This window comes from Pseudomonas sp. S30 (genome assembly GCF_016518545.1).
GTDB lineage: Bacteria > Pseudomonadota > Gammaproteobacteria > Pseudomonadales > Pseudomonadaceae > Aquipseudomonas.
In genome coordinates this window covers 41,060-64,776 of record NZ_JACVTO010000010.1, presented here as the reverse complement: position 1 = coordinate 64,776, position 23,717 = coordinate 41,060, and the positions used below count along the sequence as shown (strand labels likewise).

The following is a 23,717-nucleotide window of genomic DNA, read 5'->3' as shown; positions in this document are numbered from 1 at the left end:
ACGGTTACAGATTCAGGTTTCCTGAAAAAAAGCGTATCAGATGGATTCCGAGGCCCCTGTTCAGTCGAGTCGGCGCAGCTTGTCCAATGGCAGCCACCCCAGCTCGCCGTTGCGCTGGCTGCGACACCACAGCCAACCGTTGAGCGGCCGCAGACCGACCATGACCTGGCCGGGATCGACGTCCAGCTCATGGGCGGAGTACGACTCCAGCGCCCTGCCTTCGCCGACGCCCAGGCGCTCGATCAACTGACCCGGCACCCATCCGGCCTGCTGTCCGCCACAGCTGCACAGGTACCAGTCCTGACAGTCGTGTTCGCCCTGGTAACGCTGGCCGATCTGCAGCAGCGCGCCCCTGACGAAGTGAATCGGCCTGGGATACTCGCTGCGATGATTCTCGATGACCACGTAGTTCATATGCCACTCCTTTGGCTGATGGATGAGTGATCCGAGTGCGGCTCAGAGAGGCATGACCATCTCGTGCCAGGTCATGCCGCCGTGCTCGGAACTCGATGGCCGCACGTAACGATATCCCATCGCTTCGTACAGCCCGATATGCTTCTGCTTGCACATCAGGTGAATGCTCGCCTTGCCGCGCTCGCGCATCTGCTCCACGAAATGGCTCATCAGGCGTCGGGACAGGCCCTGGCCCTGGAAGGCAGGATCGACCACTACCGACATGATCACCACGTTCGGCGCCTGCGCATCATGCCCGACCAGCTCCTTGAACGCCTCATCGGACATGACCACCTCATGGGCACAGCCACTGTTGATGAAGCCGGCGATCGTCCCCTCCAGCTCCAGCACCAGGAATCCTTCGGGATACTGGGCGATTCGCGTCACGATCTTTTCCAGCGTGGCGGCTTCGTCGCCTTCGTAGGCTGACGTCTCGATGTGATAGCAGCGCTCGGCATCCGCGGGCGTGGCGGATCGCAGGTGTGGTACAGGCATCAGGGCTGCCCTTATCTCAAATGGAAAGGACGCTATCCTAGCGGGCATGACGCTGAATGGCACGGATTGCCTGGAGCCAGGGCGACGACAGGCTGACCAGGAGAGCTGCAGGCGATGATCCAAACCCACTGGCAAGGTCAGGATCGGCAGTGAATAAACCGGATTTCGTCCATTCATCGCACAAGCGGCATGGCCAACCGCAAGCACGTGTCTATCAGCCGCAGTATAAGATTCCTTGTACGCATATTTAATCATTAAATAGATCAGTAAATATAATAATTAGCATAGAATCAAAAAGCCTTTTACACCTCAAAAATATAAGAATACGTTCTTACGCGGCCACCTCATCACGCTGGGGCGCCAAGGCGATCTGCCTGATCGCCCCTCCCCACCCGTGATGAGATCGACGCTGCATGCCAACGCCCTCGCCTCCCTGCAGCCCCTCGCCTATCACCTCCGCGCTCCTGAATCCGGAGCAAGCATCCTGTACCCGTACCGAGGGCCAGTGCTGGCTGGACAACACGCGGCCTATGACTGCCGCTTGCCAACACAAGGAAAGTCGAACATGAACCAACGCCCGCCCGTTGCATTGCGATCAGGGTTTACAGCACTCGTCGCCTGCCTGGCGCTGCCGCCACTTTCCGTGCAGGCAGCCGACGGCCAAGAGACCCGGCTCGACACGGTCTCGGTGGTCTCCACCGGTCTGCGAGGGCAGCAACGTGTCGTCGCCGACAGCCCGACACCCATCGACATCATCAACAGCGAGCAACTGCTCAAGACCGGCCGGGCGGAACTGTCCGAGGCCATCTCCAAACTGCTGCCCTCGTTCAACTTCGGCACCAACATCGCCGGGTTCAACTCACAGGTTCGCCCGCTCAGCAATCGCGGCCTCGGCCCGGCCTATACGCTGGTGCTGGTCAACGGCAAGCGCCGCCACAACGGCGCCGCCCCTGCCAATGGCAGCACCGACACCAGCGGTGCCAATGCGGTGGACATCGACATGATCCCGGTCAGTGCCGTCGACCACATCGAGGTGCTCAAGGACAGCGCCGCCGCCCAGTACGGCTCGGACGCCGTGGCGGGGGTCATCAATATCATCCTCAAGCGCTCGGCTTCGGGCGGTCATGCCGAGGCCAGCTACGGCCAGCTGTTCTCAGGCGAGGGTGAAACCATCAAGAGCGCGGCCGATCATGGCTTCGCGCTGGGTGATGGGGGCTTTTTGCACCTGTCTGCCGATGCCCGCAAACGCGGGACGGCGACCTGGGTGGGAAAATCGCCGGAGAGCGTCCGGGCGTTTTTCGAGGACGACCGCCAGGCTGCCTGGGATCATGTCAGCACCCGCAACGGCGATCCTGACCTGAAGGCGTTCAACCTGGCCTACAATGCCGAGTTGCCGCTGTCCGAGGCGCTGAAGCTCTACTCCTACGCCACCTATGGCGAACGCAAGACCGAAGCGAACAATCAGTTGCGGGCGGCCAACGGCGCCGCGTCGATTCCGGCACTGTTTCCGGATGGCTACTACCCCTTGAACAACCTCAAGGACACCGACTATCAGTTCCTCTTCGGCAGCAAGGGCAACGCGGCCAGTTGGGACTGGGACCTGTCCACCAGCTATGGCCGCGACAAGATCGAACACGCCAGCGATCTGACGGCCAACCCCACCTATGGCCCGCAGTCGCCAACCAAGTGGGATGACCTGGCTACCTTGCAGTTCGAGCAATGGGTCAACAACCTGGATATCACGCGCCACTTCGAGGGTCTGTTCGGCCTCTCCGTGCCCACGCAGGTGTCGGTCGGACTGGAGCACCGCTGGGAGCGCTTGCGCACCTTCGCGGGCAGTGACCCCCGGGCCTACAGTGTCGGGCCCTATACCTTCCCGGTGGGCAGCCCGCTGTACGTTGCCAACGGGGCGCAACCATCCACGGGCGCCCAAGGGGTCCTGGCAATCCGCCCGCAGGACGAAGCGGATCTGCGCCGCAACAATTATGCGGCCTACCTGGACCTGGGGCTGGACCTCACGCCAAAGTGGTATGTCGGCGTCGCCGGACGTGCCGAGCACTATGACGACATCGAGGAAAACACCTACAGCTTCAAGCTCAATTCCCGCTACGCACTCACCGACCAGTTGGCCGTACGCGGCACCCTGGGCTCGGGCTTCCGGGCGCCCTCCCTGACCCAGCTCGGCTACACCGTCACCGACAACCGTACGGCAGCGGACGCCAATGGCAACGCGGTGCCCGCCTTGCGCTATACCGCAACGCCCGACAGCGCCGCGGCCCAGGCCCTGGGCGCAACGGATCTGAAACCCGAGAAATCACGCAACGCAGGCCTGGGTATCACCTGGCAACCGGCCCCGCGGACCAGCTTCACCGCCGATGCCTACGTCATCGACATCGACGACCGCATCCTGCTCAGTGAAAACCTGTATGACCGCAGCAACGGCAACGGCGCCATTGGCGACATCCTCAGCTCCGTGGGGGTGGCGCGCAATACCTGGGTCAGCTACTACACCAACGCCTTCGATACCCGCACGCGCGGCATCGACCTGGTGGCCGATCACAGCAGCCGGTTCGGCGCCTGGGGCGAGGTTCGCTGGAGCGCTGCGTTCAACTACAACAAGACGACCGTCGAAGGCAGCCGCAGCACGCCGGCCGCCCTGCAGAATTCGGGCGTCAGCGTAGTGGGGCATGCGGCCGAAGGTCTGCTGGTGGCGGCTTCCCCGCGCAGCAAGTGGATACTGGGCGCCAACTGGACCCTTGGCGATTTCGCCGCCAATCTGCAGACCACCCGCTATGGCAAGGTCCAGACCTGGCAGCAGAACCCTGCGCAGGACCGCAGCTTCGGTGCCAAGTGGATCACCGACCTCGACTTGTCCTATGTGCTGTTCGACAGCCTGACCCTGAGTATCGGCGGCACCAACATCTTCAACGTGCGCCCCGACAACAACGGTATCGCCCAGGCCGCCTACCAGTACAACTACGGATCCCCACCTTTCTACCCAGGCGGGGGATTCTGGTACAGCAAGATCGCCTACGATTTCTGACCCAGGCTGAACCGGAGGACCGATGCGACGGCCGTCTGTGAAATTCTTCAACCTGCTGGAGCTCGAAGGCCTTGCCGCCGGGCTCATCCCACGCCCGGCACTGGACTATATCGCTCGAGGTGCGGGTGACGAGCAGACCCTGCGCGAGAACCGCCTCGCTTTCTCCCGGGTCCTGGTCGATCAGCGTGTCCTCAGTGGCTCGACTGGGCAAACCCTTCATACTCAGATCTTCGGCAGCCAGCTGAGGGCGCCGATCATGGTCGGCGCCATGGCGCACCACGGTCTGGTTCACCCCTCGGCCGAGTCGGAAACGGCACGCGCGGCCGCGGCTTACGGGACCTTGCTGGGTGTGAGTACGGTCGCCATGCAAAATCTGGAGCAGATCGCGGCGGCCAGTAAAGGTGACAAATGGTTCCAGTGTTACCTGACGCGCGACAGCGGCTTCAACCGCGAGTTGCTGCAACGTGCCCATGCTGCCGGGTACAAGGCGATCGTATTGACCGCAGACGTCACGGTCGGGGGCAACCGAGAGCATGATCGCCGCAATGCCCTGCACCTGCCGACGCCTGGCAACTTTCTCGACAGCGAAGGCCGCCGCCGCCTTTTGGACTTGTCTTTCGACAGTGGCCTGGGCCTCGACAGCCTGGACTTCGTGCGTAGCCACAGCGCCGGGTTGCCTTTGATCGTCAAAGGCGTCACCACCCCTGTGGATGCACGCGCCGCTCTCCAGCACGGCGTCGATGCCATACAGGTCTCCAATCACGGCGGCCGCCAGCTCGATGGCTCGCCAGCCGCGTTCGAGTCGTTGCAACGGGTCGCGAATGAAGTGAGGGGACGGGTGCCGCTGATTTTCGACAGCGGCATTCGCCGCGGCCTGGATGTGTTCAAAGCCATTGCCGCCGGTGCCGACCTGGTCGCCATCGGGCGACCGGTCCTCTATGGCCTGGCACTCGATGGCAGGCATGGCGTGCAAGCGGTGCTCGAACAACTCGAACAGGAACTGCGCATCGTCATGCAGCTAAGTGGCGCGGGTACGCTCGCGGATGTTCGCGACACCCCTTTGCTGCGCATCGGGTCCGGTAGCGAGCCTGCTGGCTGAGGGTAGCCAGACGCGAGGGTCAGTTCTGCGCAGGCTCGAACAGGCTTACCGCGCTGGCATCCACAGCTTTGGGCAGCAGCCCTGCTCGATAGAACGCATCGGCGATGCGCTGCTGCTCGGCCAGGTTCTCGCGCTTCACTGGCTGCACATCGTAACTGCGTCGGGCGTTGGCCTGCTGCACCGTGGCGCTGTCCAGGTTACCCCACAACGGACCAAGGATACGCGCGGCCTGCGCCGGGTTGGCCTTGGTCCAGGCACCGGCCTCGCGCAGCGCCAGGTAAACCTGTTGCAGCACCTCGGGATGGGCTTTGGCGTAGTCGCTGCCGGCCAGGTAATAACGCTGATAGCTCGCCAGCCCGCTGCCATCGGCCAGGATGCGCGCGTTCTGCTGGCGCTGGGCACTGGCCACGTAAGGGTCCCAGGTCACCCAGGCATCGACCTTGTGGTTTTCGAAAGCGGCTCGGCCGTCGGCGGGAATCAGGTAGGCCGGGGTGATGTCCTTGAAGGTCAGCCCGGCCTTGGCCAGCGCCTGGATCAGCAGATAGTGGCTGCCGGCGGCCTTGGTCACGGCCACGCGCTTGCCCTTGAGGTCGGCCAGGGACTTGAGCGGCGAGTCTGGCGGCACGAGGATCGCCTGGGCCGTTGGCGAGGCCGTCTCGCGGGCGAAATAGGTCAGCTTCGCACCCGCCGCCTGGGTGAATACCGGCACGGTATCGGCGACATCCGCCGACAGGTCGACATTGCCCAGGTTCAGCGCCTCCAACAGCGGCAGGCCGCTGGGGAACTCGTGCCAGCTGACGCGGATACCCTCGGCTTGCAGCCGCTGCTCGAGGCTGCCACGGGCCTTGAGCAAGGTCAGCAGGGTCGAGGACTTCTGGTAGCCGATGCGCAGGGTCTGGTCGGCACGGGCCAGTTCTGGCAGCGAGGCACTGGCCAGCACGGCCAGCGCAAACAGGCGTAAAAGCTTCGATCGCACGAGAATATCTCCAGAGTCAGGGTTGGGCGGCCAGCTTGGCGCTACCGGGAACGGTGAAGCCGCTGGCGAAGGTCGGTGCCACGTCCAGACGCGTGCTCATCAAGCCGTGGGCGTGATAGAAATCGGCCGTATCCTGCTGCGTGGCCACGGTCTGTGGATCGATCACTTGCCAATGCTGCTGGCGCCGCTCGAACTGCAGACGGGCGGCGTCCTGCGGGAAGCCGATGATGGCGGCCAGCGTCCTGGAATAGCTGTCCAGATGCTGATTGGCCCACACCTGCGCCTCGGCGAGCCGGTTGAGGTAATCCTGCAGGGCGGCCCGTCGGGCAGGCTCCTGCAGCGCCTTGTCGGTGGCCGCGAGGAAGCTGTTGCCACTGGACAGGCCGCGGCCGTTGACCAGCACCCTTCCCTGGCCGCTCAGTTCGGCCAGCGCGGTATAAGGCTCCCAGGTAGCCCAGGCGTCCACCGAGCCATTGGCCAGGGCGATCTTGGCGTCCACCGGCCCGAGAAAACGAAAGTCCACGTCCTTCTCGTCCAGCCCGGCCTGTTCCAGAGCCTTGAGGGCCAGGTGATGGCCGATCGAACCTCGGCCGGTGGCGATTCGCTTGCCCTTGAGTTGCGCCGCTTCGTGCAGCGGCGCGTCGGGGCGCACCAGCAGCGCTGTACCGTAAGGGTCCGACTTGTCCACCGCGACGGCCTTGACGGGCGCGCCCGAGGCGAGCACGAACAACAGCGGCGCATCGCCAATGATCCCGGCGTCGATCGCGCCGGCATTGAGCGCCTCGGCCAACGGCGCCGCGGCCGGGAATTCGGCCCAACGGATGTCGTAGGGCAAATCGCGCAGGGCGTCGGCCGCCTCCAGTTGGGCGCGCATGTTGCCCTTCTGGTCGCCGATGTGCAGGGTCAGGCGCTGGGCGGCACTCGCCTGGGCGATCAGCAGCAGGCCCGCAGCCAGGGTCAAGAGTTTCGTTCGAATGGACATGGCGCTCCTCGATGCCTTGACGGGTGGCGTCAGGCGACCCGGTCAGGCGACTCTAGCGACTACTTCAAAATAAATTAAATTAGTTTTAGGAATAACCTAATATGCATTTTTATAAGATCATTCGGTACAGATGGCATTACTTGCCATTGCGATTATGCTGATACCTTATTTTTCGTTCGATCTCGTGAGCGCCGATTATGAAAATCGATGACATGGACGCCTTCGTCGCGGTCATTCGTTGCCAGTCCACCAACCTTGCCGCCGAGGCCCTGCAACTGACGCAGCCGGCCATTACCCGCCGTGTGCAGAACTTCGAGGAGGATCTGGGTGCCACCCTCCTCGACCGCAACACCAAGCCGCTGAAACCCACGCCGATGGGCCTGCGGGTCTACGAGCAGTGCAAGGCGATCCTGCGCGAGATCGACTCGCTGCGCGAACTGGTGGCCAACGATGGCGCCCCCTCGGGCACCCTGCGCCTCGGCATTCCCCAGACGCTGGGTGACGTGGTGCTGCTCGACGCGCTGGCGCAGATCCGCGAGGCCTACCCCCAGTTGCGCACCCAGGTCAGCAGTGGCTGGGGCAGCAGCTTGATCGCACGCATGGAAAACGGCGAACTGGACGCGGCCGCCGCCCTGTTCCCGCCCGGCAAGATCTTCCCCGAAGGGATCGCCAGCCAGTCCATCGCGCGCATGCCGCTCAAAGTGGTGGCGGCGAAGGGCAGCGCGAGCAAGCGCAACCTCAAGCTCAAGGACTGCTACACCCGGGGCTGGGTACTGAACCCGGACGGCTGCGGATTCCGTGCCGGGCTGCAACGTGCGCTGAGTGAGCAAGGGTTGAGCCTGTCGATCAATCTGGAGACCTTCGGCACCGAGCTGCAACTGGGGCTGGTCGCCAATGGGCAGGGCCTGGGCCTGGTGCTGGAGCCGCTGCTGCAAGCCAGCCGGCATCGCGATGCGCTGGACGTGCTCAATGTCAGCGACTTCAAGCCGCAGGTGGACCTGTGGCTGTTCCATCCGCGCTACCTGGGCAATTTGCAGGAGCCCGTGGAGCTCTTCGGCGAAGTGGCCGGGCGCAGGCTGCTGAGCTGAAACGGCTCCGAGCGACGTCGATCGGCGCCAATAAATGCAATTTTCGCATAACCATTAAAAGTATAAATTCTATAAACTGATAATTAGCATAGAACGAAAAAGACTTTTACAGCGCTCATCCATAAGAATACGGTCTTAGGCACTCACCGTCATTCAGGGATGAAACCCCATGAGTCACCCCTCCGACAGCGCCCTCGCCGAGCTGACGCAGGCCCTCGCCGCCAACGCCGAGCGCTATGATCGTAGTGGCCAGTTCCCCCGGGACAACTTCGACCTGCTGCACCGGCACGGCCTGCTCGCCTTCACCGTACCGCGCAGCCTCGGCGGCAGCGGCGCGGACCTGGCCAGCGCTCGCCGGGTGATTGGCGCGGTCGGCAAGGGCGACCCGGCCACGGCGCTGATCCTGGTGATGCAATACCTGCAGCATTTTCGCTTGCAGGACGAGGCGCGCTGGCCCGAGCACCTGCGTCATCGGGTCGCCCGCGATGCCGTGCGACAGGGCGCCCTGATCAACGCGCTGCGCGTCGAACCCGAACTGGGCACCCCCGCCCGCGGCGGCCTGCCCGCCACCCTCGCCCGGCGCACCGGCGAAGGCTGGCGCCTGAGCGGGCGCAAGATCTATTCCACCGGCAGCCACGGCCTGACCTGGTATCTGGTCTGGGGGCGCAGTGACGATGCCGACCCGCTGGTAGGCGGTTTCCTGGTGCACCGCGACACGCCCGGCATCACCATCGTCGACGACTGGGACCACTTGGGCATGCGTGCCACCTGCAGCCATGAAGTGCAATTCGACGACGTGCTGATCCCCCTCGACCACGCCGTCAGCGTCAGCCCCGCCAGTGCCCTGAAGGCTGAACTCGATGGCCAGGGCCTGCTGTGGATGGCCGTGCTGCTGCCGGCGGTCTATGACGGTGTGGCGCGTGCCGCCCGCGATTGGCTGGCAGGTTTCCTGACCCAGCGCACCCCCTCCAATCTGGGTGCCCCGCTGGCGACCCTGCCACGTTTCCAGGACGTGCTGGGCCGCATCGACACATTGCTGTTCGCCAACCAGAGCCTGCTCGACGGCGCTGTCGCCGGGCACACCGCGGCGCAGCATGCCGGCCAGCTCAAGCACCTGGTCAGCGCCAACGCCATCCAGGCCGTGGCGCTGGCCATCGAGGCCGCTGGCAATCCGGGGCTGTCGCGGCGCAACCCGCTGGAGCGGCACTATCGCGACGTGCTCTGCAGCCGTATTCATACGCCACAGGACGACGTGGTATTCGGCCAGGTCGGCCGCGCTGCGCTGGCAGAGGGTCGGCCATGAGCCATTCGATCATCGCCAGCCAGCTCGACGCCCAGGCCAACCAGCAATTGCGCGAGCGGTTGCCGGACCATGAAGTGATCGACATCGCCCACGGCCAGCTGGCCCTCGAGGCACCCGCCGACGTGTTCATCCTGCGTCCTGTGAACGTGCAAGGGCGACGCGTGGACAGCCCGCCTCCAGGTTGGCCCTGGGGTCTGAAATGGGTGCAGCTGGTCTCTTCGGGCATCGACTTCTACCCCGGGTGGGTCTTCGAGGGCGCGCCGGTGACCAGCGGCAAGGGCGCCAACGCCGAGCAGGTGGCCGAGTTCGCGCTGGCCCTGGTATTCGCCGCCGCCAAGCAACTGCCCACGCTGTGGGTCAAGGATGCCGACTGGCGTCTGACCCCCTTGGCCCCGCTGCGCGGCCGCACCCTCGGCATTCTGGGCTTCGGCAACATTGGCCAGAGCCTGGCCCGCAAGGCCGCGGCACTCGGCATGCGCGTGCTGGCGCTGAGCCGCCCCGGCCAGCCAATCGCCGAAATACCCGGCGTGAATCGTGTCGACGACCTGCGCCAGCTGTTCGCCAATAGCGACCATCTGGTGCTGGCCGCCCCGCTCACCCCCGCCACTCGCGGCCTGATCGACCGCCAGGTGCTGAGGGATGCCCGCCCTGGCTTGCACCTGATCAATATCGCCCGGGGAGGACTGCTCGACCAGCAGGCCCTGCTGGAGGCCCTGGACAGCGGAACGATCGGCCGTGCCAGCCTGGACGTCACCGACCCCGAGCCACTGCCGGCTGGCCATCCGCTGTATCGGCACCCCAGGGTGTTTCTGTCGCCACACACCTCGGCCATTTCCGAAGAGGGTTACCCCGCCTTCCTCGAAGCCTTCATCGCCAACTTCCACCGCTACCGCGAGCAGTTGCCCCTGGCCAATCTGGTCGACACCGCACGCGGCTACTGATTACCGGAGAGCACCCCATGAGTTCACTGTCTGCCGTCACCTCTCGTTCCGATACCGTGCGCGAGCGAGTCAGCGCCGAGGAGTGGGAGGTCCGCGTCAAGCTCGCTGCCGCCTACCGCCTGGCGGCCCTGTTCCGCTGGACCGACCATATCTATACGCACTTCTCCGCTCGCGTGCCGGGGCCGCAGGAGCACTTCCTGATCAACGCCTTCGGCTTGCTGTTCGATGAAATCAGCGCGTCCAACCTGGTCAAGGTGGACGTCGACGGCACGATCATCGACGACCCGCTGGGTCTGGGGATCAACCAGGCCGGCTATGTGATCCACAGCGCCATTCACCGCGCCAGGCCCGACCTCAAGGCCGTGCTGCACACCCACACCCGCGACGGTGCGGCGGTGTCGGCCCAGCGCGACGGCCTGTTGCCAATCTCCCAGCATGCGTTGGCCTACTACAGCCGGGTGGTTTACCACGACTACGAGGGCGTGGCCCTCGATCTTGACGAGCAGCAGCGCCTGGTGGCCAACCTGGGCGAGAGCAACATCCTCATCCTGCGCAACCACGGGCTGCTCACCGGCGGCATCAGCGTGGAACACGCGTTCCGCGAACTGCACGGGCTGGAGCGTGCCTGCAACATCCAGGTGGCGGCACAGGCCGGCGGCAATGACCAGCTGCTGCATGCGCCGCAAGCTGCGATTGCCAAGGTGCATGAGCAATCGAAGCGTTTTTCCGATGGCAAGGGCGAAGGCATCCAGCGCCATTGGGATGCCTTGATCCGACAACTGGACCGCGAGGGCCGCGATTACCAGGACTGACCGCCAGTCCCTGGCTGTGCCGGCCTCCTCGCGGGGCAGGCTGACCCACTCTCATGAAGGACCCCTCCATGCCCCCACTGCGCCGCCTGTTCGCCATCGGCTCCCTGGCACTGGCCCTGACCGCCTGCTCGCCGGCCGACGACCACGACACCCGCAACACCCTGAGCGTCGCCTTCTGGGGCGACAACACCACGCTGGTCAGCGTCGACCCCTTCCAGGTCTACTGGCTGGAACACCGCGTGCTGCTGCGCAACGTCGCCGAATCCCTCACCGACCAGGATCCGGACAGCGGGCGCATCATCCCGTGGCTGGCCCAGCGCTGGGAAATCAGTGCCGACGCCCTGACCTACACGTTCCACCTGCGCCAGGACGTCACCTTCAGCAATGGCGAGCGCTTCGATGCGCACGCCGTGAAAGCGGCCTTCGACAGCAACAAGGCCTTCGCCACCCAGCTGCCCGCCACCTTCGGCGCCACCTACCTGGCCGGCTACGACCATGCCGAGGTGATCGACGACTTCACCGTGCGCCTGGTGCTGTCACGGCCCAATGCAGGCTTCCTGCAGGCCACGTCCACCACCAATCTGGCGATCCTTGCGCCGGCCTCCTACCAGTTGAGCGCGCAAGAACGCTCGCTGGGCAAGATCATCGGCACCGGCCCGTTCATCCTCGACCACTACACACCCGAGGTAGGCGCGCGGCTGGTCAAGCGCGCCGACTACGCCTGGCCGTCGGCCAACATGCGCAACCAGGGGCCTGCCCATGTGGAAGCCGTGGACATCAGCTACATCCCCGAGGAAAGCGTGCGCAATGGGCTGTTCCTGCAGGGCAAGGCCGACATCCTGTGGCCACGCAACCCGTTCTCGGAAGTCGACCTCAAGCTGTTCCAGTCCAAGGGCGCGACCATCCAGAGCCGCTCGCTGCCAGGTCCGGCCCTGAACCTCTACCCCAACACCCGCAACGATCGCCTGCTGGCCGACCGCCAGGTGCGCCTGGCGCTGCAGAAGGCCATCGATCGCACCAGCTACGCCCATACCGTATACAACGCCGCCTTCCCGGTGGTGAGCAGCGTGTATGACGTCACCACGCCGTATTTCAAATCCCAGGCCGGCAAGCTGGCCTACGACCCGGCAGGTGCCGAGCGCCTGCTGGACGCTGCCGGCTGGCACAAGGGCGAAGACGGCTATCGGCACAGAAACGGCCAGCGCCTGACCCTGCGCTACAACATCACCCCGGCCGAAAGCGCCGGAGACGTGCTGGTCCAGGACCAACTGCGCAAGGTCGGCATCGATCTCAAGCTCAATGTGCTGACCCGTGCCGAATGGGTCGCAGGCAACGCCGCCGGCAGCTATGACCTGACGTCCACCTACATGACCCGCGCCGACCCGATCATCCTGCAGACCATCCTCGACCCCCGCTCGGCCAACAGCGCCACGCTGGCCACCAATACCTACGAGCCACAGACGCTGGCCAAGGCCCAGGCGTTGTTCGACGACGGCATCACCGCCACCGCCGAGCCACAACGGGCTCAAGCCTATGGCCAGCTACAGGACCTGCTGATCGACGAAGCCTCGGCGTTCCCGCTGTACGAGCGGGTCTGGCAGGCCGCCACCGCCCCGCGGGTCAAGGACTTCCGCTGGACCGCCGAAGGCATCGCGCTGTTCAGCGACATCCAGGTGAGCCAGCCATGAAGCGCTACCTGAGCGGCCGCATCGGCCAGGCGCTACTGGTGCTGTGGGGCGCCTACACCATCACCTACTTCATTCTCTACCTGCTACCCGGCGACACCCTGGCGATCATGCTAAGCGCCTCGGGCATGGAAGCCGACGGCCTGTCACCCGAGGACCTGGCCAAGGCCCGCGCCTACTACGGGCTGGACAAGGGACTGTTCGAACAGTACTTCGACCTGCTGTGGCGCGCGTTGCAGGGCGACCTGGGGCAGTCGCTGTCACTCGGGCGACCGGTCACCGCGCTGCTGGCCGAGCGCCTGCCGCAGACCCTGGCACTGGCTGGCAGCGCCATCGTGCTGTCGTTGCTGGCCGGCATCGGCCTGGCCTACCTGACGGCCTACCTGCAATGGCGACCGCTGAAAACGGCCCTCGCGCGCCTGCCCTCGCTGGGCTTTTCCGTGCCGGTGTTCTGGATGGGCCTGCTGCTGATCCAGGTGTTCGCCTTCGGCCTGGGCTGGTTCCCGGCGACCGGCAGCCAGGGCTTTGCCAGCCTGGTACTGCCGGCGATCACCTTGGCGATACCCAGCGCCGCCGTGTACGCCCAGGTACTGCAACGCGGTTTCCACGGCGTGTGGCAGGAACCCTACATCACCACCGCCTTCGCCAAGGGCCTGAGCAGGGCCCAGGTGCAGGCCCGTCACGGCCTGCGCAACGCCGCCCTGCCGCTGCTGACCCTGGTCGGCCTGCAGGTCGGCAACACGGTGTCCGGCGCCGTGCTGGTGGAGACCATCTTTTCGCGCAACGGCGTCGGTCGCCTGGCCCAGGAGGCCGTGTTGCGCCAGGACATTCCCGTGGTGCTGGCGATCGTCGCGGTCTCGGCCGCGGCGTTCGTGGTGGTCAACCTGATCGTCGACTTGCTCTACCCCTACCTCGACCCGCGTATCACCGATACGGCCAAGGTGAACTGAGATGACCCTCGATATCCCTCTGAACCGGAGCGACTCGGCCCAGGCCAGCGGCCAGGCGCGCCCGGCGGACGCCTGGAAGCGTCGCACCCGCTGGCAGCGCGCACAGCGAAGCCTGGCTCCCTTGCTGCGCCGGCCCGGCTTCAGCCTGGCGCTGCTGGTCGTGCTGTTCGCCTTGTTCGCCGCACTGGCACCCCAGCTGTTGACCAGCTACGACCCCTACGCCACCGCGCCCGCCGCAAAGCTCAGCGCCCCCGGCCTGGCGCACTGGTTCGGCACGGACGAGCTGGGCCGCGACCTGTATACCCGGGTGGTGTACGGCGCACGCCTGTCAGTGATGGCCGCCCTGCTGGCGGTGCTCATCGCCCTGTTCGGTGGCCTGGGCATAGGTGTGCTGGCGGGATTCGCCGGCGGTCGTGTCGACGCTGCGCTGATGCGCCTGATCGACGTGCTGCTGGCCCTGCCCGGCCTGCTGCTGGCGCTGGCCATCGTCACGGCCATCGGCTTCGGCACGGTGCCGGTGGCCGTCGCCGTGGGCGTCGGGATCATCCCGGGCTTCGCCCGCACCACCCGCGCCGAAGTGCTGCGGATCAAGACCCTGCCCTACGTCGAAGCCGCACGCCTGGGTGGCGCCAGTTGGGCACGCACGCTGCTGCGCCACGTGCTGCCCAATGCCTGGGGCCCGGTCGCGGTGCTCGCCACCCTCGACTTCGGCGCCGCCATCCTCGCCACGGCAGGGCTCAGCTTTCTGGGCTTCGGCGCGGCGCCGCCGGCGGCGGAATGGGGCACGCTGATCGCCAACGGCCGCCACTTCCTCATCACCGCGCCCTGGGTATCCCTGCTGCCGGGGCTGTTCGTGGTGGCCGTGGTGTTCAGCCTCAACCACCTGGCGCGCAGCGCCGAGGAGCATGCCCGATGAGCCAGTCGAACGTGCTCGAGGTCCGCGACCTGAGTGTCAGCTACGCCTTCGCCGGGACCCGCACCCAAGCCGTGAGCCAGCTCTCGTTCAGCCTGGCCCAGGGCGAAACCCTGGCCATCGTCGGCGAGTCCGGCTCGGGAAAATCGACCCTGGCCAACGCCTTGCTCGGGCTGCTGCCGAACAATGCCCGTATCGACCAGGGCCAACTGTGGGTCGACGGCATCGACGTGGCCCAGGCCGACGAACGTACCCAACGCCAATTGCGCGGGCGTACCGTCGGCCTAGTGCCGCAGGACCCGATAGTCAGCCTCAACCCGACCCTGCGCATCGGCCGGCAGATCGCCGAGGCTCTGGTGCTGGCGCGCGGCCGACGCTACCCCGAAGTGGACAGCGATGTCCTCGCTCTGTTGGCCCAGGTCGGGCTGGACGAGCCGCCGCTGCGGGCTCGCCAGTACCCCCATGAGTTGTCCGGGGGCATGCGCCAACGGGTGCTGATCGCCATTGCCCTGGCAGGCGAGCCGCGGTTGATCATCGCCGACGAGCCCACCAGCGCGCTGGATGTCACGGTACAGCGGCGCATCCTCGACCACCTGCAACAGCTGGTGGCCGAACGCGGCATTTCGCTGCTGATCATTACCCATGACCTGGGCATCGCCTGCGACCGCGCCGACCGCCTGCTGGTGATGAAGCAGGGCGAGCTCATCGAGCATGCTTCCCCCAGGCAGATACTCTGGGGCGCACAGCATCCCTACACGCGTGATCTGCTCAATGCGGCGCCAGCCTTCGTCGCGCGGCGCAGGCCCGGCCCAGTGACGGGCCAGGTGCCGCTGCTGCGCCTGAGCAACGTCGGCAAGCGCTTCGCGCTGCCAGGGCAGCACGCCCACTTCACGGCACTGCATGACCTGAGCCTGGACCTTTACGCCGGTCAGACCCTGGCCATCGTGGGCGAGTCCGGCTCGGGCAAGAGCACCGCGCTGCGGATCGCCCTGGGCCTGGAGAAGCCCAGCCAAGGGCATGTCGAGTTCGCAGGCCAGGAGGTCAGCGGGCTCACCTGGCGGCAGTTCCGCCCCCTGCGCCGGCGCCTCCAGCTGGTGCAACAGAACCCATTTGCCGCACTCGACCCACGGTTCACCGTGTTCGACAGCATCGTCGAGCCGCTGGTGTCGTTCGGCCTGTTCAAAGGCCAGGCTCTGGAGCGCAAGGCGCGGGAACTGATCGCCAGGGTGCACCTGCCGGTGCATTTCCTCGACCGCCTGCCGCGCGAGCTCTCCGGCGGCCAGCGCCAGCGGGTCGCCATTGCCCGGGCCCTGGCCCTGGAGCCGGACGTGCTGTTGCTCGACGAACCGGTCAGCGCACTGGACGTGTCGGTGCAGGCACAGATCCTCGCCCTGCTGGAGGAGCTGCAGCGTGACCTGGGCATGGCGTACGTACTGGTTTCCCACGACCTGGCGGTGGTCGCGAGCATGGCCGACCAGGTGCTGGTGCTGCGGCGCGGCGAGGTGGTGGAGCAAGGGCCGGCGGTGCAGGTCTTCGGCCAGCCCACCAGCGCGTATACCCGCGCGCTGATCGAGGCGATACCCGGACACTCGCGCAGCGTGCTGCCCGTAGCGGTTTGATCGTGGTGCCACGCGGCACGGGCGTGTCGCGCGGATCGGACAGTGAGGCCAATCCGGCCAGAGGTATTGAACGTGAGCAAACGACAGATTCATCTCGGCGCAATGATCCACGGTGTCGGCCATGGCTGGGGCGAATGGCGTCACCCCAAGGCGCTGGCCGACGCGAGCGTCAACTTCGGCTTTTACAAGCAGCAGGCGCAACTGGCGGAGTCCGCGAAGTTCGACTTCGCCTTCATCGCCGACAGCCTGCACATCCACGCCCGCTCCAGCCCTCATTACCTCAATCGCTTCGAGCCGCTGACCCTGCTCTCGGCGCTGGCCGCCGCCACGTCCCACATCGGCCTGGTGGCCACGGTCACGGTCAGCTACACCGAGCCCTTCCAGGTCGCCCGCCAGTTCGCCTCGCTGGACCTGATCAGCGGCGGTCGCGCCGGTTGGAACGTGGTCACCTCCTGGCTCTCGGGTACGGCGGACAACTTCGGCAAGGCTGAACACCCGCCCCATGCCGTGCGCTACCGCATCGCCCGGGAGCATGTCGAAGTGGTCAAGGGCCTCTGGGACTCGTGGGAAGACGATGCGTTCACCCGCGACAAGCAGACTGGCGAATTCTTCGATCCGGCCAAGCTGCACACCCTGGGCCATCGAGGCGAGTTCTTCCAGGTCAAGGGCCCGCTGAACATTCAGCGCTCGCCCCAGGGCCAACCGCTGATCTTCCAGGCCGGAGTGTCGGAGGACGGTCGCAACTTCGCCGCGCAGAACGCCGACGCGATCTTCGTCAACCCCGAGTCCATCATTGACGCCCGCGCCTATTACCAGGACCTGAAACAACGCGCCGCGGCCCATGGCCGCGATCCGGACCAGCTGTTCATCCTGCCGGGCATTCGCCCCATCGTCGGCCGCGACGAGGCCGAGGTCGAGCGTCGCTACCAGCAGGCCGTGGATCTGGTGAGCATCGAAGACGCGCTGGTCGCCCTGGGCCGGCCGTTCAACGACTACGACTTCAGCCACCACGACCTGGATGCGCCCTTCCCCGACCTGGGCGCTCTGGGCGACAACAGCCACAAAGGCACCGCCGACCAGTTGAAGCAACTGGCCCGCGACGAGGGCCTGAGCCTGCGCGAAATCGCCTTGCGTTTCTCGCGTCCGCGGCGGGACTTCACCGGCACTGCGCCGCAGGTGGCCGATGCCCTGCAAGCCTGGTTCGAAGGCGGCGCCGCCGATGGTTTCATCATCAACTCGTTACTGCCCGATGGCCTTGAGTATTTCACCGAACTGGTGGTGCCCCTGCTCCAGGCGCGCGGTTTGCTGCGCAGCGAGTACCCCGGCAGCACCTTGCGCGAAAGCTTCGGCCTGAGCGTACCGACCAACCGTAACAGCCAACGTCGCAGCCAGGCCGCCCTCGCCTGAGGGCCGCCCCATGAACAGGAGTTCCATCCCATGACGCTCGAATTCATTGGCCTGATCGGCCCCCAGGAAAGCAGCGAATCCCAGGCTCCGCGCGGCCCGCTCGTCGACCTGGACTTCATCAAGGCCTTCGCCCAGGCCCAGGAGTACGCCGGCTTCGACAAGGCCCTGCTGGCGGTCAACACCAGTGCACCGGACTCGATGATCCTGGCCAGCTACGTCGCTGCGCTGACCGAGCGCATCGGCCTGCTGGTGGCGCACCGTCCTGGCTTCCAGGCGCCGACCTTCGCCGCGCGCCAGTTCGCCACGCTCGACCAGCTGAGCCGTGGCCGCGCCTCGATCAACGTGATCACCGGTGGCGACAGCGGCGACCTGCAACGCGACGGCGACTTCCTCGACAAGGATGCCCGCTACGCCCGCACCGACGAGTACCTGCAGGTGCTGCACAACACCTGGACGCAGACCACGCCGTTCGACCATCACGGGACGCATTACCGGGTGCAGGACAACCTCACCCTGGTCAAACCGCAGGGCAAGCTGCCGGTCTACTTCTCGGGCGCCTCGGACGCGGCAGTGGAGGTCGCGGCCCGTCATGCCGACGTGTACATGATGTGGGGTGAGCCGCTCGAGCAGGTGCGCGAACGAATCGCCCAGGTGCGCAAGGCGGCTGCACGCTACGGGCGCGAGCACGCTATCCGCTTCAGCCTCTCGCTGCGGCCGATCCTCGGTGCCACGGAAGACGAAGCCTGGGCACGGGCAGAGCGCATCCTGGCCGACGCTCGGCAGCGCATCGGCATCCGCCAGGGCAACCGCCGCGAAAAGAATTTCGGCAAGAGCAACGTCGGCTCCGAACGCCTGGTGCAACTGGCCAGCCAGCGAAAGGTGCACGACACCCGACTGTGGACCGAAATCGCGGCGTTGGGCGGCGGTGCAGGCAACTCCACCTCGCTGGTGGGCACGCCCGACCAGGTGGCCGAGGCGGCGCTGGCCTATTACGAACTGGGTGTGAGCACCTTCCTGTTCCGCGGCTTCGAGCAGTTGCGCGACGCCGTGGAGTATGGGCAGGCGCTCATTCCGCGAATTCGCCAGCGGGTCGAGCAGTTCGAGACGCAGCGTACGTCACGGACGGCATAACTCCAGGGTGCCCTCGAGCCCCGCGCTGGCGAGCTCGCTGCTGCACGGTCAAACACTGCACACAATGAGCATAAATTCAGCTTTAAGCATTTTATGTTTAATTGATTATCATATTTATACATAATTAAGGTAGAACCAAAAAGACTTTCACAACCTTCTTAAAGTCCATTAAGTTCTGTAAACCGACCCCGACATGGCGGAGGCAAATGGATTTGCGCCAGCCGCCGTCGGGTCTTCACTCCCGCTCCGCCCGCTCGCTGCGCCTGTCCGAAACCAACCTTTTCGGAGCCTGCGACATGGGTGTGTCCCGTAGAGATCTGCTCATCCGCCTCGCTGCCATCGGCAGCTATTCAGCGGCACTCGGCGCGCTGGGGCAACCTGCCCTGGCCGCCACTTTCCAGCCCCTGCACCTGGCCGCGAACGGCGGCAACGGCAAGCGCGTGGTGATTGTCGGTGCCGGTATTTCTGGCCTGGTATCGGCCTACGAACTGCGCAAGGCGGGATTTTCGGTCACCGTGCTGGAGGCCCGTGAACGCGTCGGCGGCCGGGTCTGGACCTTGCGCCAGGGCGACCGCATCGAACACGACGATGGCAGCTCGCAGACCGTCGAGTTCGATTCGGGCCACTTCTTCAACGCCGGCGCCGCACGGCTGCCCAGCCATCACCTGACCATACTCGGCTACTGCCGCGAGCTGGGCGTGGAGCTGCAAGTGCTGGTCAACAGCAGCCGCAACGCCCTGGCCCAGCCAGACCTGACACGCCCGCCGCTGCTGCTGCGCCAGGCGGTCAACGACACGCGCGGGCACTTCAGCGAACTGCTGGCGCGCAGCGTCAGCCGCAACAGCCTGGATGCCGAACTCGACGGCAGCCAGCGCAAGGCATTGCTCGAGTTCCTCAAGGTATACGGCGACCTCGACAGCCAGCAGCAGTACCGAGGCTCGGTGCGCGCCGGCTACACCCGCTTCGCCGGCGCCGGCGACCAGACGCCGGTGCAGCGTCAGCCGCTGCCACTGGACCAGCTGCTCGACAGCAACCTGCTGCTGCCGCTGGTGTTCGACGAGATTCCCGAGTTCTCCTCCACCATGTTCCAGCCAGTCGGCGGCATGGACCAGATCCCCAAGGCGTTTTACCGAAGGGTTCAGGACAGCGTACGCCTGGGTGCCGAAGTGCTGGCGGTGCAGACCGGTGAAGCGGGCGCCCAGGTGAAGTGGCGCGACCGCAGGACAGGACGCCAGCACGTCGAGCACGCCGACTATGCCATCGTCACCCTGCCCCTGCCGCTGCTGGCCAAGCTGCCGAACAACTTCGACGGGGCCTTCAGGCAAGCCATCGCCAGTGCCGAAGGCGACAAGGCCAACAAGGTCGCCTGGCAGTCCCCGCGCTTCTGGGAAACCGACTTCCAGATCTACGGCGGGCTCAGCTACATCAACCACGAGGCACGCACCCTGTGGTACCCCAGCGACCAGCTCAACAGCGCCCACGGCGTGCTGGTCGCCACCTACAACACGGGCGCAGTGGCGCAGCAGTTCGCCGCCAAGTCGCTGCAGGCACAGATCGCCTCCTCGCGCCAGGCCGTGGAATCACTGCATCCCGGCCACAGCGCCAAGCTGGGCCGGCCGGTGGTGGTGAACTGGTCGAAGATCCCCTTCAGCGAAGCGCCCTGGATCGTCCACGACGAGGTCGCCCAACCCGGCTACGACCTGCTCAACCAGCCCCAGGGCCGCACCTGGCTGGCCAGCGATGCGCTGGCCCATGGCGGCGTGGGCATCTGGCAGAACAGTGCCGCCGAATCCGCACGCCGGGTGGTCGGCCTGATCGCCCGCCATGCCAGCCAGACCACCCGCGGCGCCGCCGCCTGACCCCAAGGACCCTCTGTCATGCCTCGTGTTCTCCTGCTTGCCGCAGCCTTCGTGTCGCTCACCTTCAACGCCCACGCCGAGGGCATCAAGCGTGTCGCCCCACCCGGCTCCAACTTTCCCATTTCGCAACTGATCACCGTGCCAGCTGGCAGTCAGCTGACCTTCGTCAGCGGCACCCTGCCAGACATCGCCGACCCCAATGCGGCCAAGGGCAGCATCGCCGCGCTGGGCAACACCGAAACCCAGACCCGCTCGGTGCTGAACAAGTTGCGCACGACCCTGCAGGGGCAGGGCCTGGACCTGGGCGATATCGTGCAGTTGCGGGTGTTTCTGGTAGGCGACCCGGCCCATGGCGGTGCCCTCGACTTCGCCGGGCTGCAAGCGGCCTACACCGAGTTCTTCGCCACTGCTACACAGCCGCGTACACCGACTCGCACGGCGATCCAGGTGGTGGCCCTGCCGCTGCCGGGTGCGCTGGTGGAGATCGACGCGATCGCAGCCAAGGCGCCGTGAACACGGACAGCCAATGTCAGACAAGGAATTGCGTGCATGAAGCAAGCTTTCAAGACTGTCCCCTTCTTCAGCGCGGCCCTGGCGGCCAGCCTGCACACGGCACCAGCCCGTGCCGAGGAGCCTGTCGCCCAGGCTCTGGGCACCGTGATCGTGACGGGCAACCGTGGCAGTGAAAAACGCACGGTCACCAGCAGCCCGGTGCCGATCGATGTGATCAGTGCCCGGCAATTGCAGGAAACCGGCAAGCCCGGCCTGATGGAGGCGCTCAGCGCCAGCGTGCCGTCGCTGACCCTGCCGGAAAAGACCGGCTGGGATGCCAGCGGCATGGCCCGCGCACCGAACCTGCGCGGCCTCAACGCCGCCCAGGTGCTGGTGCTGGTCAACGGCAAGCGTCGCCACACCAGCGCCACCCTGAACATCAGCGGCATCAACGCCGGCGCGGCCCCCAGCGACCTCGACCTGATCCCCATCAGTGCCATCGATCACGTCGAGGTGCTGCGTGACGGTGCAGCCGCCCAGTACGGCTCCGACGCCATCGCCGGGGTGATCAACGTGATCCTCAAGGCCGACACCCGCGGCACCGCCGTGAGCACGGTGGGCCAGGGCTACGATGGCAAGAAGCAGACCGTGCAGCAGAGCCTGAACAAGGGCATGGAAATCGGCCACGACGGCATCCTGCAACTGGCCCTCGACGCCCGCAGCCAGAACGACGACAACAAGGCCAGCGCCAACGGCTACAGCGCGGCCGAGGCCCTCGACCGCGCCGGAAAGGTCACCTATGGCGGCTATGGCACGCCGAAGATCAACCTGCTGACCCTCGGCTACAACGCCGAGCTGCCGCTACAGGACGACCTGACCCTGTACTCGTTCAGCACCTGGTCGTACCGCAAGGCCGAACAGGGTCAGAACTTCCGACTGCCGACCATCGTCAACACCATCACCACCGGGCCGAACGGTCGCCCGAGCGGCTACACACCCACCTGGTACATCGAGGAATACGACTACCAGGCGGCCTTCGGCGCCAAGGGCCTGGTCGGAGAATGGGACTGGGACCTGTCGAGCACCTATGGGCGCAACCAGGCCGAACAGGGTACCTGGAACAACCAGAACCCCTCCCTGGGCGAGGCCACGCCCGACCACTTCGAGTCAGGCACCTGGATCAGCTCGCAACTGACCAGCAACCTCGACCTGCGCCGCAGCTTCGAGGTGGGCCTGGCCAAGCCGCTGGACGTTTCCTGGGGCCTGGAGCAGCGCCGTGATACGTATCAGGTGCAGGCTGGCGATCGGGCCAGCTGGATCGATGGAGGCTATTGCGCAGCGCCGGGCAATTGCGCGGCCTCCGGCGCCCAGGTCACCAACGGCATCTCCCCCGCCGAAGCCAGCAGCGCCAGCCGCAACAGTTACGCCGGTTATCTGGACCTGGGCTTCAACCCCCTGGCGCAGTGGTACTGGGGCGCGGCCCTGCGCTACGAGCACTACGACCGCGGCATCGGCGCGACCCGCAGCGGCAAGCTCACCACCCGCTATGAGCTGACACCCGAACTGGCCGTGCGGGCCACGGTGAGCAACGGTTTCCGGGCGCCGTCGCTGGCCAACAGCCTGTTCAGCGCCCGCTCCACCACCTACGGGGTGGTCGAGGGGGTGTACCAGTCGATCAACTATGGCGTGCTGCCCGTAGACTCGGCCGCAGCCAAGGCCCTGGGCGCCGAAGCGCTGAAGCCGGAAAAGTCCACCAACTACAGCCTCGGTCTGACCTGGCAGCCCAGCGAGCGCCTGGCCTTCAGCGCCGACGCCTACCTGATCGACGTGCGCGACCGCATCACCCTGACCGGCACCCTGCTCGGCTCGCAAGTCACCCAGACCCTGTTGGCCAACGGCATCGACTCGACCTCGGGCGGCCAGTACTTCACCAACGGCGCCGACACCCGCACCAAGGGCCTGGACCTGGTGAGCAGCTACGACCAGAACCTGGGCGGCGCGGGCAGTGTGAAATGGACGGCAGCGTTCAACTGGAACGACACCGAGATCCTGGACTACCAGCAAAGCGTCGACATACTCGGCGCGTCCTATGAGTTGATGAACCGTCAGGCCCGCAACTTGATCACCAACGTGCAGCCCCACACCAAGCTGATTCTCGGTGGCAACTGGCGCCTGGACCGCTACCGCGTCAACCTGGGGCTGACCCGCTACGGCACCTGGCGCGAGGTGAACGCTGCCAATGACCGTTCGCTGGACCGCGAATACAAGGCGCGCTGGATCACCGACCTGGACATGGGTTATCAGCTGACCAAGGATCTGGAACTGGCGATCGGGGCGCGCAACCTGTTCGATGTCTACCCCGAGCGCCAGGCACCGAGCAGCAAGACCATGGTCAGGGGCTATGGAGCGTATTCACCTTATGGATTCACCGGAGGCTATTACTTCGGGCGGATGACCTACACCTTCTGA

Annotated in this window: 19 protein-coding genes; 15 read left to right on the top strand and 4 right to left on the bottom strand. The window is 65.7% G+C overall.

The features are described from left to right. Window positions 1-60: 60 nt before the first annotated feature. A complete protein-coding gene (locus IAE34_RS13070) occupies window positions 61-414 on the bottom strand; it encodes an SH3 domain-containing protein (RefSeq protein WP_200139380.1) in 354 nt (117 codons plus the stop codon). Window positions 415-456: 42 nt separating this feature from the next. Beyond that, the gene (locus IAE34_RS13065; RefSeq protein ID WP_200139379.1) at window positions 457-948 is read right to left on the bottom strand and encodes a GNAT family N-acetyltransferase; all 492 of its coding nucleotides are present in this window, start codon (window positions 946-948) and stop codon (window positions 457-459) included. A 565-nt stretch (window positions 949-1,513) separates the two neighbouring features. Between IAE34_RS13065 and IAE34_RS13060 the strand changes: the two genes are divergently transcribed. Continuing rightward, on the top strand, window positions 1,514-3,991 hold the full coding sequence (locus IAE34_RS13060) for a TonB-dependent receptor plug domain-containing protein (protein ID WP_200139378.1): 2,478 nt from the start codon (window positions 1,514-1,516) through the stop codon (window positions 3,989-3,991). A gap of 22 nt (window positions 3,992-4,013) precedes the next feature. Further along, window positions 4,014-5,090: an alpha-hydroxy acid oxidase gene (locus tag IAE34_RS13055; RefSeq protein WP_200139377.1), complete on the top strand. Its 1,077-nt coding sequence runs from the start codon at window positions 4,014-4,016 to the stop codon at window positions 5,088-5,090. A 19-nt stretch (window positions 5,091-5,109) separates the two neighbouring features. Here IAE34_RS13055 and IAE34_RS13050 read toward each other — a convergent pair whose 3' ends face one another. Continuing rightward, complete coding sequence (locus tag IAE34_RS13050; protein WP_442793212.1) at window positions 5,110-6,066, bottom strand: aliphatic sulfonate ABC transporter substrate-binding protein; 957 nt, start codon at window positions 6,064-6,066, stop codon at window positions 5,110-5,112. Between the two features lie 16 nt (window positions 6,067-6,082). Next, window positions 6,083-7,048: an ABC transporter substrate-binding protein gene (locus IAE34_RS13045; protein ID WP_200139376.1), complete on the bottom strand. Its 966-nt coding sequence runs from the start codon at window positions 7,046-7,048 to the stop codon at window positions 6,083-6,085. Window positions 7,049-7,245: 197 nt separating this feature from the next. Between IAE34_RS13045 and IAE34_RS13040 the strand changes: the two genes are divergently transcribed. The 13 genes from IAE34_RS13040 (at window position 7,246) to IAE34_RS12980 (ending at window position 23,717) form a co-directional block, all read left to right on the top strand. Continuing rightward, a complete protein-coding gene (locus IAE34_RS13040; RefSeq protein ID WP_200139375.1) occupies window positions 7,246-8,136 on the top strand; it encodes a LysR family transcriptional regulator in 891 nt (296 codons plus the stop codon). Window positions 8,137-8,305: 169 nt separating this feature from the next. Then, on the top strand, window positions 8,306-9,439 hold the full coding sequence (locus IAE34_RS13035; protein ID WP_200139374.1) for an acyl-CoA dehydrogenase family protein: 1,134 nt from the start codon (window positions 8,306-8,308) through the stop codon (window positions 9,437-9,439). After that, entirely contained in the window at window positions 9,436-10,380 is a 945-nt protein-coding gene (locus IAE34_RS13030) for a D-isomer specific 2-hydroxyacid dehydrogenase family protein (protein WP_200139373.1), read from the top strand. The genes IAE34_RS13035 and IAE34_RS13030 overlap by 4 nt, the downstream gene beginning before the upstream one ends. A 17-nt stretch (window positions 10,381-10,397) precedes the next feature. Further along, on the top strand, window positions 10,398-11,192 hold the full coding sequence (locus tag IAE34_RS13025) for a class II aldolase/adducin family protein (protein ID WP_200139372.1): 795 nt from the start codon (window positions 10,398-10,400) through the stop codon (window positions 11,190-11,192). A gap of 68 nt (window positions 11,193-11,260) precedes the next feature. Further along, window positions 11,261-12,880, top strand: a complete 1,620-nt coding sequence (locus tag IAE34_RS13020; protein WP_200139371.1) for an ABC transporter substrate-binding protein — start codon at window positions 11,261-11,263, stop codon at window positions 12,878-12,880. Continuing rightward, entirely contained in the window at window positions 12,877-13,827 is a 951-nt protein-coding gene (locus IAE34_RS13015; RefSeq protein ID WP_200139370.1) for an ABC transporter permease, read from the top strand. Before IAE34_RS13020 ends, IAE34_RS13015 begins: the two co-directional genes overlap by 4 nt. A gap of 1 nt (window position 13,828) precedes the next feature. Then, entirely contained in the window at window positions 13,829-14,743 is a 915-nt protein-coding gene (locus IAE34_RS13010) for an ABC transporter permease (protein WP_200139369.1), read from the top strand. Continuing rightward, window positions 14,740-16,359, top strand: a complete 1,620-nt coding sequence (locus IAE34_RS13005) for a dipeptide ABC transporter ATP-binding protein (RefSeq protein ID WP_200139368.1) — start codon at window positions 14,740-14,742, stop codon at window positions 16,357-16,359. Before IAE34_RS13010 ends, IAE34_RS13005 begins: the two co-directional genes overlap by 4 nt. Window positions 16,360-16,431: 72 nt before the next feature. After that, the gene (locus IAE34_RS13000; protein ID WP_200139367.1) at window positions 16,432-17,766 is read left to right on the top strand and encodes an LLM class flavin-dependent oxidoreductase; all 1,335 of its coding nucleotides are present in this window, start codon (window positions 16,432-16,434) and stop codon (window positions 17,764-17,766) included. Between the two features lie 30 nt (window positions 17,767-17,796). Then, window positions 17,797-18,897, top strand: coding sequence for an LLM class flavin-dependent oxidoreductase (locus IAE34_RS12995; protein ID WP_200139366.1), 1,101 nt, complete (start codon window positions 17,797-17,799; stop codon window positions 18,895-18,897). 296 nt (window positions 18,898-19,193) lie between these two features. Beyond that, a complete protein-coding gene (locus IAE34_RS12990) occupies window positions 19,194-20,756 on the top strand; it encodes a flavin monoamine oxidase family protein (protein WP_200139365.1) in 1,563 nt (520 codons plus the stop codon). Window positions 20,757-20,774: 18 nt separating this feature from the next. Further along, entirely contained in the window at window positions 20,775-21,269 is a 495-nt protein-coding gene (locus IAE34_RS12985) for a RidA family protein (protein ID WP_200139364.1), read from the top strand. Window positions 21,270-21,305: 36 nt separating this feature from the next. After that, complete coding sequence (locus IAE34_RS12980; RefSeq protein WP_200139363.1) at window positions 21,306-23,717, top strand: TonB-dependent receptor plug domain-containing protein; 2,412 nt, start codon at window positions 21,306-21,308, stop codon at window positions 23,715-23,717.

Excerpts from the sequence above, each read along its gene's own strand:
- IAE34_RS12985 (WP_200139364.1), top strand. The coding sequence starts at position 20,775 with ATGCCTCGTGTTCTCCTGCTTGCCGCAGCCTTCGTGTCGCTCACCTTC.
- IAE34_RS13070 (WP_200139380.1), bottom strand. The coding sequence starts at position 414 with ATGAACTACGTGGTCATCGAGAATCATCGCAGCGAGTATCCCAGGCCG.
- IAE34_RS13030 (WP_200139373.1), top strand. The coding sequence starts at position 9,436 with ATGAGCCATTCGATCATCGCCAGCCAGCTCGACGCCCAGGCCAACCAG.
- IAE34_RS13005 (WP_200139368.1), top strand. The coding sequence starts at position 14,740 with ATGAGCCAGTCGAACGTGCTCGAGGTCCGCGACCTGAGTGTCAGCTAC.
- IAE34_RS13010 (WP_200139369.1), top strand. The coding sequence starts at position 13,829 with ATGACCCTCGATATCCCTCTGAACCGGAGCGACTCGGCCCAGGCCAGC.
- IAE34_RS12980 (WP_200139363.1), top strand. The coding sequence starts at position 21,306 with ATGAAGCAAGCTTTCAAGACTGTCCCCTTCTTCAGCGCGGCCCTGGCG.
- IAE34_RS13060 (WP_200139378.1), top strand. The coding sequence starts at position 1,514 with ATGAACCAACGCCCGCCCGTTGCATTGCGATCAGGGTTTACAGCACTC.
- IAE34_RS13035 (WP_200139374.1), top strand. The coding sequence starts at position 8,306 with ATGAGTCACCCCTCCGACAGCGCCCTCGCCGAGCTGACGCAGGCCCTC.
- IAE34_RS13045 (WP_200139376.1), bottom strand. The coding sequence starts at position 7,048 with ATGTCCATTCGAACGAAACTCTTGACCCTGGCTGCGGGCCTGCTGCTG.
- IAE34_RS12995 (WP_200139366.1), top strand. The coding sequence starts at position 17,797 with ATGACGCTCGAATTCATTGGCCTGATCGGCCCCCAGGAAAGCAGCGAA.
- IAE34_RS12990 (WP_200139365.1), top strand. The coding sequence starts at position 19,194 with ATGGGTGTGTCCCGTAGAGATCTGCTCATCCGCCTCGCTGCCATCGGC.
- IAE34_RS13020 (WP_200139371.1), top strand. The coding sequence starts at position 11,261 with ATGCCCCCACTGCGCCGCCTGTTCGCCATCGGCTCCCTGGCACTGGCC.
- IAE34_RS13025 (WP_200139372.1), top strand. The coding sequence starts at position 10,398 with ATGAGTTCACTGTCTGCCGTCACCTCTCGTTCCGATACCGTGCGCGAG.
- IAE34_RS13065 (WP_200139379.1), bottom strand. The coding sequence starts at position 948 with ATGCCTGTACCACACCTGCGATCCGCCACGCCCGCGGATGCCGAGCGC.
- IAE34_RS13040 (WP_200139375.1), top strand. The coding sequence starts at position 7,246 with ATGAAAATCGATGACATGGACGCCTTCGTCGCGGTCATTCGTTGCCAG.
- IAE34_RS13055 (WP_200139377.1), top strand. The coding sequence starts at position 4,014 with ATGCGACGGCCGTCTGTGAAATTCTTCAACCTGCTGGAGCTCGAAGGC.
- IAE34_RS13015 (WP_200139370.1), top strand. The coding sequence starts at position 12,877 with ATGAAGCGCTACCTGAGCGGCCGCATCGGCCAGGCGCTACTGGTGCTG.